At 44.1% G+C, this 16,778-nt stretch carries 14 protein-coding genes and 4 tRNA genes; all 18 read right to left on the reverse strand.

Annotation, left to right across the window (positions count from 1 at the left end; genetic code table 11):
- Positions 1 to 442: 442 nt before the first annotated feature.
- Positions 443 to 1,333, reverse strand: coding sequence for a carboxylating nicotinate-nucleotide diphosphorylase (gene nadC / locus ACFFJH_RS13310; protein WP_390213330.1), 891 nt, complete (start codon positions 1,331 to 1,333; stop codon positions 443 to 445).
- Between the two features lie 19 nt (positions 1,334 to 1,352).
- Positions 1,353 to 2,486, reverse strand: a complete 1,134-nt coding sequence (gene nadA / locus ACFFJH_RS13315) for a quinolinate synthase NadA (RefSeq protein WP_390213332.1) — start codon at positions 2,484 to 2,486, stop codon at positions 1,353 to 1,355.
- A 123-nt stretch (positions 2,487 to 2,609) separates the two neighbouring features.
- A tRNA-Leu gene (locus ACFFJH_RS13320) sits at positions 2,610 to 2,702 on the reverse strand.
- 71 nt (positions 2,703 to 2,773) lie between these two features.
- Positions 2,774 to 2,847: transfer RNA gene (locus ACFFJH_RS13325), tRNA-Cys, on the reverse strand.
- A 102-nt stretch (positions 2,848 to 2,949) separates the two neighbouring features.
- Positions 2,950 to 3,025, reverse strand: a tRNA-Gly gene (locus tag ACFFJH_RS13330).
- Between the two features lie 34 nt (positions 3,026 to 3,059).
- Positions 3,060 to 3,135, reverse strand: a tRNA-Gly gene (locus ACFFJH_RS13335).
- 49 nt (positions 3,136 to 3,184) lie between these two features.
- The gene (gene pgsA, locus ACFFJH_RS13340) at positions 3,185 to 3,775 is read right to left on the reverse strand and encodes a CDP-diacylglycerol--glycerol-3-phosphate 3-phosphatidyltransferase (RefSeq protein WP_390213333.1); all 591 of its coding nucleotides are present in this window, start codon (positions 3,773 to 3,775) and stop codon (positions 3,185 to 3,187) included.
- A gap of 110 nt (positions 3,776 to 3,885) precedes the next feature.
- Complete coding sequence (gene uvrC / locus ACFFJH_RS13345; RefSeq protein WP_390213334.1) at positions 3,886 to 5,766, reverse strand: excinuclease ABC subunit UvrC; 1,881 nt, start codon at positions 5,764 to 5,766, stop codon at positions 3,886 to 3,888.
- The gene (gene acpS, locus ACFFJH_RS13350) at positions 5,753 to 6,184 is read right to left on the reverse strand and encodes a holo-ACP synthase (RefSeq protein WP_390213335.1); all 432 of its coding nucleotides are present in this window, start codon (positions 6,182 to 6,184) and stop codon (positions 5,753 to 5,755) included. The genes uvrC and acpS overlap by 14 nt, the downstream gene beginning before the upstream one ends.
- The gene (pdxJ, locus tag ACFFJH_RS13355) at positions 6,181 to 6,939 is read right to left on the reverse strand and encodes a pyridoxine 5'-phosphate synthase (RefSeq protein WP_390213336.1); all 759 of its coding nucleotides are present in this window, start codon (positions 6,937 to 6,939) and stop codon (positions 6,181 to 6,183) included. Before pdxJ ends, acpS begins: the two co-directional genes overlap by 4 nt.
- Positions 6,936 to 7,685: a DNA repair protein RecO gene (gene recO / locus ACFFJH_RS13360; RefSeq protein WP_390213631.1), complete on the reverse strand. Its 750-nt coding sequence runs from the start codon at positions 7,683 to 7,685 to the stop codon at positions 6,936 to 6,938. The genes pdxJ and recO overlap by 4 nt, the downstream gene beginning before the upstream one ends.
- A 140-nt stretch (positions 7,686 to 7,825) precedes the next feature.
- Positions 7,826 to 8,728, reverse strand: coding sequence for a GTPase Era (era, locus tag ACFFJH_RS13365; RefSeq protein ID WP_390213337.1), 903 nt, complete (start codon positions 8,726 to 8,728; stop codon positions 7,826 to 7,828).
- Position 8,729: 1 nt separating this feature from the next.
- Positions 8,730 to 9,599, reverse strand: a complete 870-nt coding sequence (gene rnc / locus ACFFJH_RS13370; RefSeq protein WP_390213339.1) for a ribonuclease III — start codon at positions 9,597 to 9,599, stop codon at positions 8,730 to 8,732.
- 30 nt (positions 9,600 to 9,629) lie between these two features.
- Positions 9,630 to 10,013 (reverse strand): DUF4845 domain-containing protein, encoded by a 384-nt coding sequence (locus ACFFJH_RS13375; RefSeq protein ID WP_390213341.1) that lies wholly within the window; start codon positions 10,011 to 10,013, stop codon positions 9,630 to 9,632.
- Between the two features lie 19 nt (positions 10,014 to 10,032).
- On the reverse strand, positions 10,033 to 10,929 hold the full coding sequence (gene lepB, locus ACFFJH_RS13380) for a signal peptidase I (protein WP_390213343.1): 897 nt from the start codon (positions 10,927 to 10,929) through the stop codon (positions 10,033 to 10,035).
- Positions 10,926 to 12,719 (reverse strand): translation elongation factor 4, encoded by a 1,794-nt coding sequence (gene lepA / locus ACFFJH_RS13385; RefSeq protein ID WP_390213345.1) that lies wholly within the window; start codon positions 12,717 to 12,719, stop codon positions 10,926 to 10,928. The genes lepB and lepA overlap by 4 nt, the downstream gene beginning before the upstream one ends.
- A gap of 208 nt (positions 12,720 to 12,927) precedes the next feature.
- Positions 12,928 to 13,749, reverse strand: coding sequence for a tRNA pseudouridine(38-40) synthase TruA (truA, locus tag ACFFJH_RS13390; RefSeq protein ID WP_390213346.1), 822 nt, complete (start codon positions 13,747 to 13,749; stop codon positions 12,928 to 12,930).
- Between the two features lie 74 nt (positions 13,750 to 13,823).
- Positions 13,824 to 16,676 (reverse strand): motility hub landmark protein FimV, encoded by a 2,853-nt coding sequence (locus ACFFJH_RS13395; RefSeq protein WP_390213347.1) that lies wholly within the window; start codon positions 16,674 to 16,676, stop codon positions 13,824 to 13,826.
- Positions 16,677 to 16,778 lie beyond the last annotated feature (102 nt).

Consider the following 16,778-nt stretch of genomic DNA (forward strand, 5'->3'; position numbering starts at 1 on the left):
TGATATATTTTAAGTTTCCTAACTACGCACCTTATACAGACTGCAGTTAGTCGCTATCACTATCAAGTGCCCACATTTATTGACTGTTAATTGTTAAAGATCTTCAATTCTTTTCTGCTTTTGCTTCAAAGCGTTGTGTTCGTCAGCAGCAGAGAAACGAGATTATGCAGCACTTCTAACTTCTCGTCAACCCCCTGTTTTTTGTTTTGATTTAAATCGTTTCTTACTACTCGATTTAAATCTCAGGAAAATCAACGCTTTACCGCCTGCACTTCTCTTATTTCACACCCGCATTTCTGCGGGAGGCGAACTATAGCAAGCCTTACTCAGATTTGGCAAGCCTTATTTCGCCATACTGAATAAATCAAATAATCCGTTTCAAATTCCACATAAAAAAACGCTCCACAATGAGAGCGCTTTTAACACTAAGATCAACTATCAATTACGCTAGAACTCGCAAAGAAAAATCAACCGCACGAACATCCTTAGTCAGAGCACCAATTGAAATACGATCAACACCAGTCTCGGCTATAGCACGCACCGTCGTCAAATCAACTCCACCTGACGCCTCCAACAATGCACGACCAGAATTTATCGTCACAGCTTCGCGCATCATTGAGGTATCAAAATTATCCAGCAAGATCGAGATCGCACCAGCATCTAATGCTTGACGCAACCCTCCCAGTGACTCAACCTCAATTTGCACACTAATTTTTCGCTCAGACTTAGCAATAAGCTCTTCAGCAGCCAACAATGCGGGAACAATACCGCCCGCCGCCGCAATGTGATTTTCTTTAATCAAAATCCCATCATACAAAGCCAATCGCTGATTCTTACCACCACCAACACGCACTGCATACTTTTGCGCCAAACGCATACTAGGTAAAGTTTTCCGCGTATCTAATATAGCAGCAGATGTACCTTCAATTAATTTCACATAGCGACGAGTAGCCGTCGCCACACCTGACAACAATTGCATAAAATTGAGCGCACTGCGTTCCGCTGTCAGCAAACTACGGGCTGGCGCGTGGATTTTACACACGATGGAGTCCACCTCCATAAGCGCACCCTCCGCATAATACCAGTCAATCACAATCGAACTATCAAGCGCAAACATTACGGCATCAAACCAAGGCGCACCACACAACACAGCCTCTTCACGCACCACAACATGCGCTACAACTCGCGCATCGGCAGGCACCAGCTCGCCAGTCAAGTCACCGCTTCCAACATCCTCCAGCAAAGCAAGTTCGACACTCGCACTTAATGCTTTCGACAAATCCGCATCAAAAGGAGCAAATGCATTTTGTAAATTTGTATTTTGAACACTCATAACATCCCTTACACATCCCTTATGCTGGCCCAATACCAGAAAACAACTTTCCATCCTGCGCCAAATCACCACTCGCTTTTATATTCGTTTTTCGAGCCGCCGCAAAATCCAACATACGATCAATTGACAACTTTGCCCTTCGTCCGATATCAGGATCAACCTGAATTTGATTTTCACCAGTTTCCAACACATGCAAAAGATTACGCAAGCCATTCATCGCCATCCATGGACAATGCGCACAACTCTTACAAGTCGCACTATTACCCGCCGTTGGCGCTACAATAAATTTCTTGTTTGGCGCAGCCATTTGCATCTTATGCAAAATCCCATTATCAGTCGCAACGATAAACTCTTGCGCATCCAAAGTTCTTACCGCGTTAATTAATTGCGAAGTAGATCCGACCACATCCGCCAAAGCAACTACCGCCGCCGGAGATTCCGGATGCACCAAAATTTTTGCAGCAGGGTGAGACTCCTTCAAAATTTCTAACTCGATACCCTTAAACTCATCATGAACGAGGCACGAGCCCTGCCACAACAACATATCAGCGCCAGTCTGTTTTTGGATATAGCTCCCCAAATGTTTATCAGGCGCCCACAGAATTTTCTTTCCTTGCGTATGCAAATGCGCCACGATATCCAAACCGACGCTCGACGTCACCATCCAATCAGCTCGCGCCTTCACTGCAGCACTCGTATTTGCATACACCACGACAGTGCGATCAGGATGCGCATCACAAAAAGCAGCGAATTCATCAGGATCGCAACCAAGATCCAATGAACAGGTAGCATCTAAATCTGGCATTAATATCGTTTTTTCAGGACTAAGAATTTTGGCCGTCTCACCCATGAACTTCACACCAGCAACAACCAAGGTCTTTGCTGCATGATCTCGCCCAAAACGCGCCATTTCCAAGGAGTCAGAAACGCAACCACCTGTTTCTTCAGCAAGATCCTGTAAATCAGAGTCCACATAATAATGCGCAACCAAGACGGCCTTTTTTTCCGTCAGCAAGTCAGCAATTTTCTTCTTTAATTGCACTTTTTCGTCAGAAGTTGGCACATCCGGCACACGCGCCCAAGCCGATGCAACACAACTACTCCCCACATCCATCTGAGGGCGCTCAAACTCAATTACTTTTGTCGCTTCCATATCAACTCTCAAAGGAAAAATTCAGTTTAACAGATACAAAAAAAACCCGCACTTCTTGGCGAAGTGCGGGTTTTTAATTTTTTTTAAGAAGGCGCATAAGCCGGATTTCTTAAAACATACTAATGGTGCCCGAGGCCGGAATTGAACCGGCACGCCCCTTTTACGGAAAGCGGCGGATTTTAAGTCCGATGTGTCTACCAGTTTCACCACTCGGGCACTCAACTTGCATCTAGCAATTTGCTAGCTTGTTACTTAATGATAGTTCGAAACTTAACTATCAAAATTCTTGGAGGCGGGGGTCGGGATCGAACCGGCGTCTACGGCTTTGCAGGCCGCTGCATAACCACTTTGCTACCCCGCCTAGGGTTGCTATTTTGCTTGAACGTCGACTCTTAAGTCATCAAAAACAAAAAGCGGAACAACTTTCGAACAAAAAAGGGAAGCTGTGCTTCCCTTCGGAATTTGGAGCGGGAAAAGAGTCTCGAACTCTCGACCTCAACCTTGGCAAGGTTGCGCTCTACCAACTGAGCTATTCCCGCATTGCACTACTAAACATCATTGCCGAATAAAACTTGGAGCGGGAAAAGAGTCTCGAACTCTCGACCTCAACCTTGGCAAGGTTGCGCTCTACCAACTGAGCTATTCCCGCGCTGCGACAACAGCCGTGCATTATATAGCACCTGCAAAAGTTGTCAAGATTATTGATCTAGAAGATTGCCTGCTTTTTCTTTTATTAGCGGCCATGCCTTTTGCAAATAATAAAACATGGACCAGACCGTGAGTACGGCAGCAATCAAAAGAAGAACGCGTCCCCACAAAATTGTGTCAATCACTCCAAACGCTTCACCATAAAACAGTAGCATGGGAATCGCAACCATTTGCGCTGCTGTTTTAATTTTTCCGAGAGAGCTCACCGCCACCGATTTAGAAGCACCGATTTGCGCCATCCATTCACGTAGTGCAGATATCGTGATTTCACGTCCTATGATAATGAACGCAATAACTGCATTCACACGATTCCATTCAACCAGTACCAATAAGGCACCTGCTACCATCAATTTATCTGCAACAGGATCTAAAAAGGCACCAAACGCAGAAGTTTGGTTCCAGCGTCGCGCTAAAAAACCATCAAACCAATCCGTTACGGCCGCAACAATAAAAATAATCGTAGCCGCGAGATTTTTTTCAATCGGAGTCAACATCGTATTGGGCAAATAAAACACACCAACCACCAGCGGAATTAATGCAACGCGCAACCAAGTCAATAAAATGGGGAAATTAAATGGCATATTTTTTATAGCGAAGAATTTCTATACATTATATTTTGCATCAACCAGCCATAGAAAATAAATTTCACCAAATCCACCGAAAGCAACGGATCTTTGATGAGATTTTTTTCCTAACGCAATCTTTGATAAATCTCTTCTGCTAAGGTACGAGAAATTCCATCGACCGCCATCAAATCTTCTACGCTTGCGTCCTCTACTCCTTTGATACCACCAAAACGAGTAAGTAATTTTTGGCGACGTTTAGGACCAACGCCATCAATTTCTTCCAATTTAGATTTTTGTCTTGCTTTTGCTCGCTTGGCGCGCATACCAGTGATAGCAAAGCGATGTGCCTCATCACGTACCTGCGCGATCAACATCAAAGCAGCGGATTCCTTACCTAATTCTTTCGACGCACGACCATCGACGAAAACCAAAGTTTCCAAACCAACTTTACGCCCCTCGCCTTTCGCCACGCCGACAATTAAACTGGTATCCAAACCCAACTCTTCGAATACCTGACGCGCCACTTCGACTTGCCCTTTACCGCCATCAATCAAAACGATGTCGGGCATTATCGCAGTGAAATCATCGGATTTCTCTTGCGTATGCGCGAACTTCTCGAAGCGACGATAAATCACCTGACGCATCGCAGCGTAATCATCGCCGGGTGTAATATCTTTAATATTAAAGCGTCGATACTCGGCATTTTGCATTGCATGATGATGAAACACCACGCAAGAAGCTTGAGTAGCTTCACCTTGCGTATGACTGATATCAAAACATTCAATACGGAATTGATCTATGTCCTGCACATCCATTTCAAGCGCGTCGATTAAGGCCTTAGTACGTATTTGCTGCGCGCCTTGCTCTGACAATGCGCGCGCCAACGCCAAGCGTGCGCCTTTCACTGCCATTACCAACCAAGCTCTCTTCTGCTCTTGTGGCTGAAAACTCAGATGAATACGATGACCGCACTGCTCCATCAAGGCCAATAATAACTCAGGTGCATCAATCTCGACATTCAGTATTAACTGCGCAGGAATAAATTGGTCAATATAATGCTGCGCGATGAAGGCCGTTATGACTTCCACCTCTATCGCATCATGAACAACATTCTGCGCCAACTCTAAATGGGTGGGAAAGTAGGAACGATCACCTAAATGCCGTCCACCTCGCACCATTGCCAAATTAACGCAGGCACGCCCGCCATCTACCACTACTGCAATAATATCGATATCCGCATCGCCCGCTAATTCCATACTTTGCTGATGCAAAACCTTGGACAAAGCACTCATTTGATTACGCACGATGGCGGCTTTTTCAAACTCTAAATTTTGCGCAAAACCTAGCATCTTTTGCTCAAGTTTAGCTTGAACTTCTGTTTGACGTCCGCGCAAAAAATTAGACGCATTCTCTACGTCAGCTTGGTAATCCTGATCCGAAATAAAATCAACGCACGGCGCACTACAACGCTGAATCTGATGCAATAAACAAGGTCGAGTGCGATTTGCAAAAACGCTGTCTTCGCAGCTACGCAACAAAAAAATTTTCTGCAACAACTGCATTGATTCCTTCACGGCCCAAGCAGAAGGAAATGGTCCAAAATATTGGTGCTTCTTATCAATACCACCCCGAAAATAAGTCATGCGCGGTGTTTTTTCGTTGGTGATTTTGAGGTAAGGATAGGATTTATCATCACGGAACAAAATGTTGTAACGTGGCTTTAATGCCTTGATCAAATTGTTTTCTAAGATCAAAGCTTCGGCTTCACTACGCGTCACCGTCGTTTCCAAGCGAGCGATTTTTGCCACCATCATGGCAATGCGTGGGCTACTTAAATTTTTTTGAAAATAACTCGATACGCGCTTTTTTAAATCACGGGCTTTACCTACATAAAGCACTTGATCGCTATCATCGAAATAGCGATAAACTCCAGGCAAATTCGGCAGCGCGGCGACCAATTCTAAAACTGCTGCGGGTGTTTCTGAGGTTTCTTTAAGTTTCGCCATAATGAGCACTTAACTCTGCTGCTTTGATATTTTTCTCAATAATCACATAGGCCACGGCGAAATCGTCCTCGTCGGATAAAGAAACGTGAGCAGACAAACCACGCTCTTGCATCCACAATGCCAGATCACCTTGCCACTGCAATTCGGGACGTCCCAATTCACCACTGATAATTTGCAAAGAATGCCAATTCATGGGATGTCGCACACCCAGCCCTATCGCTTTGGCAAAAGCTTCCTTAGCTGCGAAACGAGTGGCAAGATAAAGCGTGGCACGACGCTGTGATTGCGCGAAGCGCTCCTGGTATACAAGCAATTCATCGGCGCCTAAAATTTTCTCGGGGAAACGTTCACGCTTATTCTCTAACGCGGACTGAATACGCGAAATCTTCACGATATCAGTACCGATTCCAAAAATCATTTGGCGTCCAGTCTTGCCTTCACCATCAAGGCTTTCATATCCGAGATGGCCTTATGCCAACCAACAAAAATCGCCTGTGCGACGATCGCGTGGCCGATATTTAATTCAGAAATACCATGAATAGCAGCGATTGCTTGCGTATTGGTGTAGTGCAAACCATGACCTGCATTCACCTTTAACCCCAAACTTTGCGCAAAGTTCACACCCGCTTTAATTCGCTCCAACTCTTGCGCTTGTTCTACAGCATTTACCGCATCGGCATAACGCCCCGTATGCAATTCAATAACGGGCGCACCTAAGTTATATGCGGCTTGTATTTGTTGCTGATCGGCATCGATGAACAAACTTACGCGTATTCCTTCACTTTGCAACTGCTTGGTCGCTGCTTCTACTTGAGGATAAAAGCGCACCACATCCAAACCACCTTCGGTTGTGACTTCTTCGCGGCGCTCAGGAACCAAGCAAACATCATGCGGTTTAATACGACAAGCAAAGTCGATCATCTCTTGCGTGACCGCCGCTTCTAAATTCATTCGCGTCAATAGACGTGGTCGAATCTCCTCCACATCTTTATCTTTAATATGACGGCGATCTTCGCGCAAATGCAAAGTAATACAATCCGCGCCGGCCTGCTCTGCCAACAAGGCCGCTTGCAAAGGTTCAGGATAAATCGTACCGCGCGCATTGCGTACGGTCGCGACATGGTCGATATTAATACCCAAATCGATGAGTTGAGTCTGTCCGTGTATGTTCATAACTTTTGTAAATCAATTAAAATTTGACGAGTATTTAAAGGAACGCCATGTAAATGAAAACTAAGTAGATAGCGCATCAACTGCTTGCTTTGTAACTGAGTCGCTGGATCAAGATAATCACCAGCCGACATATCAAACAATGTTTTTCCTAAAACTTGTGGCATATCTTCAGCAGGAATTGCGGGACGCACTCCAAGCGTCGGGTCAATCACATAATAACGATCACTGAGAATACGTGCTCTGGAATGAACGCAGTAAGTCAGATCACCAATAAAGCCTGCCTGCTGCAAAAGTATAAGCTCAAACTTACGCAGCACGATGGCAGCATTTTCATTGTGCGCTAATTGATTGAGCGTAGACACATAAAGATCAAATAAGACGGTATTCGCCTCATCACGCAGCAAAAACTTGACGAGTAATTCGTTCAAATAAAAACCGCATAAGAGAGCCGATTTTTCTAGCGGTAACATGCCACCAACCCACTCTGCAGTAGTTAAAGTTCTGATTTCGGATTTCCCCGTCCAGGAGATATTCAAAGGCTGAAAAGTCTGCAATACGCTGCGCAAGGCCGAGGTCGGTCGCTTAGCTCCCTTTGCCACCAGAGAAACGCGTCCATAGTTGCGGCTAAATACATCGACAATTAAACTGGTTTCTTTGTAAGGATAAGAATGGAGAACGAAGCCCGGCTGATGCAGGATACGTATTTCTTTTGCGGTCTTTTTGGGGTGCAATAAAGACGGCACGATAGGTAAGGTATTCGCAGTATTAGAACCAATGTTGTGATCATTGGTTCCAGTGGTATTACGCGTGCGTCGTTTCGGAATATCAAGCACAAGAATTTGCTCTTTCTCCAATCGCCATCATTTTTAAATGTTGAAAACCATATCTACTCGTAGCCATAGGCTCTCAAGCCAGCTTCATTGTCGGCCCAACCAGATTTCACTTTAATCCATATCTCAAGATAGACTGGGCCGCCAAAAAGCTTTTCCATATCTTGTCTGGATTGAGTGGAAATCTCTTTCAAACGCGCACCTTTATTTCCAATCACCATGGATTTATGGCCATCACGATCAACTAAAATCGCGACAAAAATACGACGCAAATTACCTTCTTGTTCAAATTTTTCTATCAAGACGGTACTGGTGTAAGGCAATTCATCACCGACAAAACGAAACAGCTTCTCACGAACGATTTCGGTCGCAAGAAATTTCTCACTACGATCAGTGATATCGTCTTCACCAAACACTGGTGGATTGAGTGGCAAATATTTTTTAGTTTCTTGCTCTAAGCTATCAAGCTGAAATTTAAGTGTTGCAGACACAGGCACGACCGCTGCGAATGGAAACAAGGCCATCACCTTCTGTGCGAAGGGCATCAAAATCGCTTTGTCTTTGACTCGATCAGATTTATTTATCACCAAGATACATGGAACATTCTTGGGCAGCAAGTCCACAACTTGCTGATCAGCCGGACCAAAAGTACCGGCTTCGATGATGAACAAAATCACATCCGACGCCATTAATGTATTGGTAACGGTACGATTTAAGGTACGATTTAAAGGATTGGAATGACGTGTTTGAAAGCCCGGAGTATCAACGTAGATATACTGCGCTTGCTCTTTAGTTTGAATCCCAGTAATACGATGACGTGTGGTCTGCGCCTTACGAGACGTGATACTAACTTTCGCACCAATCAGCGCGTTCATCAGCGTAGATTTACCCACATTGGGGCGCCCTACTATCGCGATATAACCGCAACGAAATTCGTCAGTATCTGAATTAACATTCATCTTAATTTACTTTATGTTTTGTTTCTGGCATTGACACATCTAAGGACAATTGGGTTTCCTTAGCAACAGCCACATCCTGATTGGATTGATTACTTACGGCCTCGTCAGTCGACTTATTACTGGATTGAATTGTTGCGATTCCAGCTAACTTCATTTGCGAAGTACGAGGTTTACTTTTTTTACCACTCGGAGTTTTTGATAGTAGACTTAAAGCGGTCTCTAGCGCCAACTTAGCTGCCGCCTGCTCGCCAGCGCGACGACTACCACCCGTACCAAAGACTTGAATTTCTAATTTTGGAACCAAACACTCAATCTCAAATTCCTGATTGTGTGCCGCACCATGAGTTGCCACCACATTGTACTGGGGCAAAGCGATTTTTTTACTTTGCAAAAATTCTTGCAATAAAGTTTTAGCGTCTTTACCTAAAGTCGTCGGATCGACCGAAACCAATATCGGCTCATACAACGAACGAATCACATTACGTGCAGCATCAAATCCTGCATCCAAAAAAATCGCGCCGAATAGAGCTTCTAAGGTGTCCGCCAAGATGGATGGTCGCCTAAAACCACCAGATTTAAGCTCACCTTCACCCAATCGCAAAAATTGTGACAACTCCATTTTTTGCGCGATTTCAAAGAGTGACTGTTGCTTAACCAAGTTAGCTCGCACCCGCGATAAATCACCCTCATCGATATTCTGAAAAGTATCATAGAGAATAGAGGCGACAACACAGTTAAGAATCGAGTCACCAAGAAACTCTAAACGCTCATTATGTGAAACACTATGACTACGGTGAGTCAATGCTTGCTGCAAAAGTGCAACATCATTAAATTGGTGCCCCAAACGTTTTTGCAGCAATTGTTCGTTCATAAACGCGTAACTTCTCCTATGTTTCCAATTTTATTTCTTCTGAACAGGAGCGCTTTTCGCCGTAGTTCCCTGATATTCGAGCAATAAACTAGCTGGGCCAACCAAAGGAATTGTTTTGGAATAAGAAAAACTAACCTCAAAGCCAGTTTCACTTTTCTCAATAATCAAATCTCGGCCTTTGATGGAATCGATATAACCGACATCAGCTTGCTTGTCGAAAGCTACCTGAATATCTTTGACAGAGGAACCTGCCATTTTGGCTGTTTGAATCGCCTTTTTAATCCCAAAATACTCGATTACGGTAGGTGTAACTTTTGCAGCCAATATCGCAATTAAGCTGAGTATCGCCAATACAAAAATTAAACCCACCAAAGACATACCAGAGCTTCTCTTGATACCATTTACATTTTGCATAGACATCATCTTCTCCATTTTATTTAAAACTACCGACTCGTTTTAAGTCACTCGTATTCATCCAAATAAAAAAAGCTTTTCCGACAATATTTTGATCAGGGACGAATCCCCAATAACGACTATCTTGGCTGTTATCGCGATTATCGCCCATCATAAAATAATGGCCTTGAGGAACACGACAAGTGAAACCTTGATCATCATAGGTACATTGATTTGCAAACGGAAAATCGGCTGGCTCGTATAAATACACCGCGGATGATTTATCCTCATCATTCAAAATTCTATGCTGTATGCCTGGAAACTGCTCTTCAAATTGCTTGGAGTAACTTAAATCAGCACCAGCATGAAGAAAATCAGTCTGTCCCGTATATTTCGCTTCTACTCCATTGACCGTCAGTTTTTTATTCTTGTACTGAACAAGATCGCCTGGCGTACCAACAATACGCTTAATATAATTTTGAGTGGTATCTTTCGGATATTTGAACACCATAACATCGCCACGCTGTGGCTCATTCACCGAAATAATTTTCTTATCGATGATAGGCAAACGAATCCCGTATGTAAATTTATTCACTAAGATAAAATCACCAACAAATAAAGTCGGCAACATCGAGCCAGAAGGAATTTTAAACGGCTCAAATAAAAACGATCTTAGGACAAATACCAAAGCAATAACAGGAAAAAAACTGCCTGAATACTCGATCCACATAGGTTGCCTGAGTAACTTCGCTTGCAGATTTGCTCGGGTCTCGGCATCAGGATTGGCCTGCGCGTCAAATGCCTGCAGAGCTAGTTCTGCTTTCTGTTTACGTTGTCGAGATAAAACAAGCAGATCTAAAGCCCAAATAACGCCCGTAATAACTAAGAGAATAAACAGGATTAATGCGAAATTTCCTACTAAGGATTGGAAACTCATTTTTCCTCCACTTGCAAGATCGCCAAGAATGCTTCTTGTGGGATCTCCACAGAACCGACTTGTTTCATACGTTTTTTACCTGCCTTTTGTTTTTCTAGCAATTTACGCTTACGAGAAATATCGCCGCCATAACATTTTGCCAAAACATTTTTACGCAGCGCTTTGACGTTTTCACGAGAAATAATATTGGCACCGATGGCAGCTTGAATGGCAACATCAAACATTTGACGTGGAATTAATTCGCGCATTTTTGCTGCGACGGCACGTCCACGATAATGCGCATTCGCTCTATGCACAATAATCGCTAATGCATCAACCTTTTCGCTATTAATCAACATATCAACTTTGACCACATCAGCCGCACGGTATTCTTTAAACTCATAATCCATCGATGCGTAACCACGCGATGTTGATTTCAAGCGATCAAAAAAGTCTAAAACAATTTCCGCCATAGGAATTTCATACGTCAATTTAACCTGACGACCATGGTAGCTCATGTCGAGCTGAACGCCACGCTTTGAGGTACAGAGGGTAATAACCGAGCCGACATACTCTTGTGGCATGTACAGATTGACTGTAACGATAGGCTCGCGAATCTCTTCAATTTTTGATGGATCAGGCATTTTTGAAGGATTGTCGACCATTAAAATAGTCCCATCTCCCAACACTACTTCATACACCACGGTCGGCGCAGTCGTAATGAGATCCATGTCAAATTCACGCTCCAAGCGCTCTTGCACAATCTCCATATGCAATAAGCCCAAGAAGCCACATCTAAATCCAAAACCTAAAGCTTGCGACACTTCAGGTTCATACATTAAAGCAGCATCGTTGAGTTTCAACTTTTCCAGAGAGTCTCGTAGAGCATCGTATTGGTTTGCTTCAACCGGGAATAAACCTGCAAACACTTGTGGTTGCACTTCTTTAAATCCAGGTAGTGGTTCTGCAGCAGGCTTCGCGACGGTGGTAATCGTATCGCCTACTTTGGCTGCTTTTAACTCTTTAATACCAGCAATAATAAAACCGACCTGCCCAGCCGATAGCTCTGCGCGAGATAAGGATTTAGGGGTAAAAACACCCACGCTTTCAACCAAATGCTGCGCCTCAGTCGCCATAAATAAAATTTTATCTTTAGGGCGCAAAGTACCGTTGACGATACGCACCAGCATGACAACGCCAACATAATTATCAAACCATGAGTCGATAATTAAGGCTTGCAAAGGCGCGTCTGGATCACCTTTTGGTGATGGGACTTTAGCAATCAATGACTCGAGAATATCGCGCACACCAAGACCTGTTTTGGCTGAGCAATGCACCGCATCACTGGCATCTATGCCTATCACTTCTTCGATTTCTTGCGAGGCATTATCTGGATCGGCCGACGGCAAATCGATTTTATTCAATACAGGCACTACTTCTACGCCCAACTCAATGGCGGTGTAGCAATTGGCAACCGTTTGAGCCTCTACACCTTGTGACGCATCCACTACCAACAGTGCGCCCTCGCAGGCGGACAAAGAGCGACTTACTTCATAACTAAAGTCGACGTGTCCTGGGGTGTCAATAAGATTAAGATTATAAATCTGGCCATCCAAGGCTTTATAGTTCAAAGCGGCAGTTTGCGCTTTAATTGTAATTCCACGTTCACGCTCAATATCCATAGAATCAAGCACTTGCGATTCCATTTCACGATCAGATAAGCCGCCACAGAGCTGAATAATTCGGTCTGCCAGAGTAGATTTACCATGATCAATGTGAGCGATGATAGAGAAATTACGGATATTTTTCATTAGATACTCAGAACACTATGTACAAAAAAAGGCGCTACGATCTGGGCAATTGCCCCAGGCGAGCGCCTAATAATTGGGTTATGCAAAAACAACATTTTACCGGATTTCCGACTGGATTGCCCTATTTAACTAAGTCGAGTGCGCTAAAAGGCTAACGGTAAGGTCAAATATTAGGTCAAGCAGCGCGCTCAAGTAAAAATATGGGAAATCAAACCAGTTTTAAAGTATACGGCAAATTTTCATCTATTTGCAGAGGCAATCCCCAGATAGGGTCGTACTCAACTCTGGCCAAATATAAGCCGTCTGGCATAAAAGTCGGCGCAGATAAACTTCGATCTTTGCTTTCAATCAACATCTTTATCCACTCAGGCTCTCTGCGCTCAGTACCAACAAAAATCAAAGAGCCGACAATATTTCTCACCATATGGTGCAAGAAAGCGTTTGCACGTAAGGTAAAGACAATTAAATCTCCCTGTTGCCGAAGTTTTACCTCATATATATGCTTAACGGGCGACTTTGCTTGACAAGCAGCGGCACGAAAAACTGTAAAATCCTGCTCACCCAATAAATACTGGGCCGCGTTTTGCATCAAATCAAGATTTAGAGGGCGAAAAAACCAACCAGCACGCCCAGCCCAAAGCGACGAGCGAACCGGATTATTGTAGAGTAGGTAGTGATAAGTGCGCGAAAATGCGCTAAAACGAGAGTGAAAAAACGCCTGGTTATCAGAATCTAAAGTCAAAGCTTTAGCCCAACGCACAACAATGTTCGAGGGCAAAAAACTATTAACACCATTGACCCACGAATACATTTCTCGCTCAAGCTCGGTGTCAAAGTGAACCACCTGCTCTACCGCATGAACACCAGCATCAGTTCTTCCAGCGCAAACGGTTAAAATTTCATACTTGGCAAATCGTTTTAAGGCGGCCTCTAACACGTCCTGCACTGTACGACCATGAGGTTGCGTTTGCCATCCCTGATAAGGACTGCCATCGTATTCAATCCCAAGGACTATTCTTTTTATGGTCATTAATTTACTAAATCATCAAATAAAAAATGGGCGCTAACAAAACGTTAGCGCCCATTTAGATCGGCAATAGACGCTTAAGCCAAGGCCTCTAACATCTGCTTAGCCCGCTCGACTTGCTCAGTCGAACCACCTTTAATAACCTCATCAAGCAATTCGCGCGCACCCTCTTTGTCGCCAATTTCTTGATACGCAACCGCGAGATCAAGCTTAGTCGCCATTTCTGCATTGTAAGGCGACGACTCTTCCAAACTTCCAACATCAAGCATATTATCTGAAGCAGCAATACCCAAATCTTGATCCACACTTAACAAATTGTGGTCGAGCTCAGGTGCAGGCACTGAAGCCACTGGCGTTGCAACTACTGGCTCATCTCCCATGTCAAAGTCCAAAGAACCAATATCCATGGATTCTTCGACAGGTGCAACGACGTCTGCCACTTGATCCACAACCACCGGTTTTGGCATATCGAGTTCTAGTCCAAAAGAATCAAGATCCAATCCCTTATCCAGCTCTGGCGCCGCTGGTTTTGCTGCCACATCGTCTCCGCCCAAATCAAAATCTATAGAACCGAAGTCAATACTTGGAATCGCCTCTTCCTCAGGTACTTTTAACTGAGATACAGGACTTTCTGGCAAGGTCACCGGAAACTCATCTTCAATGGCAGGTGCATCTTGTGAAAGATCCGCAGAAATACCCAAATCAAAATCCAAGCCACCATCATCCACAATTGAGGACGACAAATCTAAATCAGACTTAGATTTATCAGCTCCGCCCAAAGGCTCGTCGGATAAGGCATGTGCAGTATCAATGATACTAATGGAATCAAGCATGTCTTCTGACAAAGAATTATCTAAAGATACTTCAGGCTCAATATCTTCTAGCGGTTGCGTTGGCAATCCCAAACTACTGGAAGCGTAAGCATCGACTTGAGCAGTCGCACCCGCATATAAAGGATTATTCGGGTCTAAAGAGATACCCATAGAAGCCGCTTGCGCCCAATCTTCACCTTCACCTCGAGTCATTCCGTACAATTCACCCGAATAAAGTTCAAATGAACGAAGATCTTTACGCCCAAAGTAAATTTCCAACAATTTCAAACGTACCGCATGACGATCTGGCTGTGTACGTAATGCCTCTTTCAAAATCTCTTCGGCTTGAGAATCCCTACCATAAGCGATATAAACATCTGCCTCTGCCACTGGATCAACTTCATTCGCATCCAACTGACTTGCTGAAGGCGCAAAATTCGAATTGAATACGCTATTGTTGGTATCAACACTTTGTCCACCAGTCGAACCAAACATAGAATTCGCTTTTAAGCTTGAACCAGTCAAAATACTATCTTCAAACTGATGAGCAACTTTTTTCTTCTTAGACGCATACAATCCAATTGCACCACCTAACGCTGCTAACAAACCAGCTGCAATTAAGTACTTAGTATCAAACCAACTAGTTTCCTCTACTACTGGTGGTGGAGGTGGTGGCGTCGGGCGCTTTGGCTTAGACGCAGGCGCAGAGGCGGATGCAGACTCAGGCTTAGTTGTAACTGATGCCACAGGTGAAGATGCACTTGCAGCATGCTCGGCTACGCTGGCAGCACTCTTTTCGAGTGAAGCAGCACTGGCTGCAGACGCTGCTACGGGTGCAGAAGCGACCGGCGCAACAGGGGGAACGGCGGTAGCGGAAGCTTTAGCCTCAGAGGCCGCACTCTTCGCTTCTGCTGCTTTGCTTTCAGATGCTGATTGCTTTGCCAAATTCTTATTAGGGACAGCCAGCAGTTTATTCAACTCGCTTACATTTTTCTCTAATTCTTTAACTCTTGCATTGGCATCAGACAGTGCCTTATCTTTGGCAATCTTGTCTTCTTCCGTCATGCCTTTAGCCGGAGCCGTCGCATTTTTGCCATTTGCCTGTACTTTGGACAACTTCAATTTATCCAAAGACTCACTTGTAGCGGTCGGCGTTTCTTTCACTTTGGTTGTAATGGAACCACTCGCCGCTTGCTTTTTCTGAGCAACTCTTTCCGCAGGCGCAGACAGAACTTGCCCAGCAATCTTATTTCTATAAGTATTGAAATCAGCAGAATGAGCCTGAACAATAGCTCGCGCATTCGGCACACTATTAGCTTTTACCGTATCAGCATCAGGGATATTAAGAATCTGTCCAGCCTTCAGGCGATTCATATTTTCGCCAACAAATGCCTCAGGATTTGCACGATAAATGCTCACTAGCATTTCATCTAAGGAAACACCATTCAGATTACCCGCGGCAATTTTCATTAAAGTATCGCCAGGCTTTACTTGATATTGGCGAGCACTACCATTGGAAAAATTAGTTGATGCGGGATTTGATTGTGCGTTTTTTTTTGCTCCAGTTCTGCCACTTGGAACCGAATCTTTTTGTAAAGCTTGTGCCTGTGATGGACTTAGGCTATTCACTGGCTTGCTACTTGTACCGGAAGCTGCGCCCGGATTCACGACTTGCGCCGCCTGAGCAGTACTTAATTCAGCTGGATCTAATAAAAACGTATATTCACGCAGCAATTTCCCATTACTAGCATTCATTTCCAACAGAAAATCAATCCACGGCTCATTCATAGCTTGGGTTGATGTCACGCGAATGATGTAGTTATTACCTCGTTGCTCCACAGCAAAACGCAATGACAGCAAAGCAGGATTAAATTCTATATTTGCCTGACGAAAAGCCTCAATTGAAGCGACTTTCGGCACAAGAGACGCTATTTCTTCTTTGTTTGGTGAAGTTATTTCAATTTCCGCACGCAGTGGTTGCCCGAGTGAAGATAAAACCGTTAACTTCCCTAGACCGGTTGCATATGCATTTGAGAAGACGAGCAATGAAGAAAAAGCCGCTGCTTTAAGCACTTTAGAGCTCAAAAAGCTCATCGGTAAGCGTTTGTAATTATGCATTTTTAGAACATTTCCTGGGAAATTTATTGAATACAAATTTATCAACTAATTTGACAAACTTGCACTACCGAAAGATATGTTGATTCAAGATAACATTACCTA

It is taken from the genome of Affinundibacterium danionis, assembly GCF_042432465.1.
In the GTDB taxonomy this organism is placed as follows: domain Bacteria; phylum Pseudomonadota; class Gammaproteobacteria; order Burkholderiales; family Burkholderiaceae_D; genus Undibacterium; species Undibacterium danionis.

Coding starts and splice junctions, on each gene's coding strand:
- uvrC (WP_390213334.1), bottom strand. CDS start 5,766: ATGGCGAAACTTAAAGAAACCTCAGAAACACCCGCAGCAGTTTTAGAA.
- truA (WP_390213346.1), bottom strand. CDS start 13,749: ATGACCATAAAAAGAATAGTCCTTGGGATTGAATACGATGGCAGTCCT.
- lepB (WP_390213343.1), bottom strand. CDS start 10,929: ATGAGTTTCCAATCCTTAGTAGGAAATTTCGCATTAATCCTGTTTATT.
- rnc (WP_390213339.1), bottom strand. CDS start 9,599: ATGAACGAACAATTGCTGCAAAAACGTTTGGGGCACCAATTTAATGAT.
- ACFFJH_RS13395 (WP_390213347.1), bottom strand. CDS start 16,676: ATGCATAATTACAAACGCTTACCGATGAGCTTTTTGAGCTCTAAAGTG.
- nadA (WP_390213332.1), bottom strand. CDS start 2,486: ATGGAAGCGACAAAAGTAATTGAGTTTGAGCGCCCTCAGATGGATGTG.
- lepA (WP_390213345.1), bottom strand. CDS start 12,719: ATGAAAAATATCCGTAATTTCTCTATCATCGCTCACATTGATCATGGT.
- acpS (WP_390213335.1), bottom strand. CDS start 6,184: ATGATTTTTGGAATCGGTACTGATATCGTGAAGATTTCGCGTATTCAG.
- nadC (WP_390213330.1), bottom strand. CDS start 1,333: ATGAGTGTTCAAAATACAAATTTACAAAATGCATTTGCTCCTTTTGAT.
- pgsA (WP_390213333.1), bottom strand. CDS start 3,775: ATGCCATTTAATTTCCCCATTTTATTGACTTGGTTGCGCGTTGCATTA.
- pdxJ (WP_390213336.1), bottom strand. CDS start 6,939: ATGAACATACACGGACAGACTCAACTCATCGATTTGGGTATTAATATC.
- ACFFJH_RS13375 (WP_390213341.1), bottom strand. CDS start 10,013: ATGCAAAATGTAAATGGTATCAAGAGAAGCTCTGGTATGTCTTTGGTG.
- era (WP_390213337.1), bottom strand. CDS start 8,728: ATGAATGTTAATTCAGATACTGACGAATTTCGTTGCGGTTATATCGCG.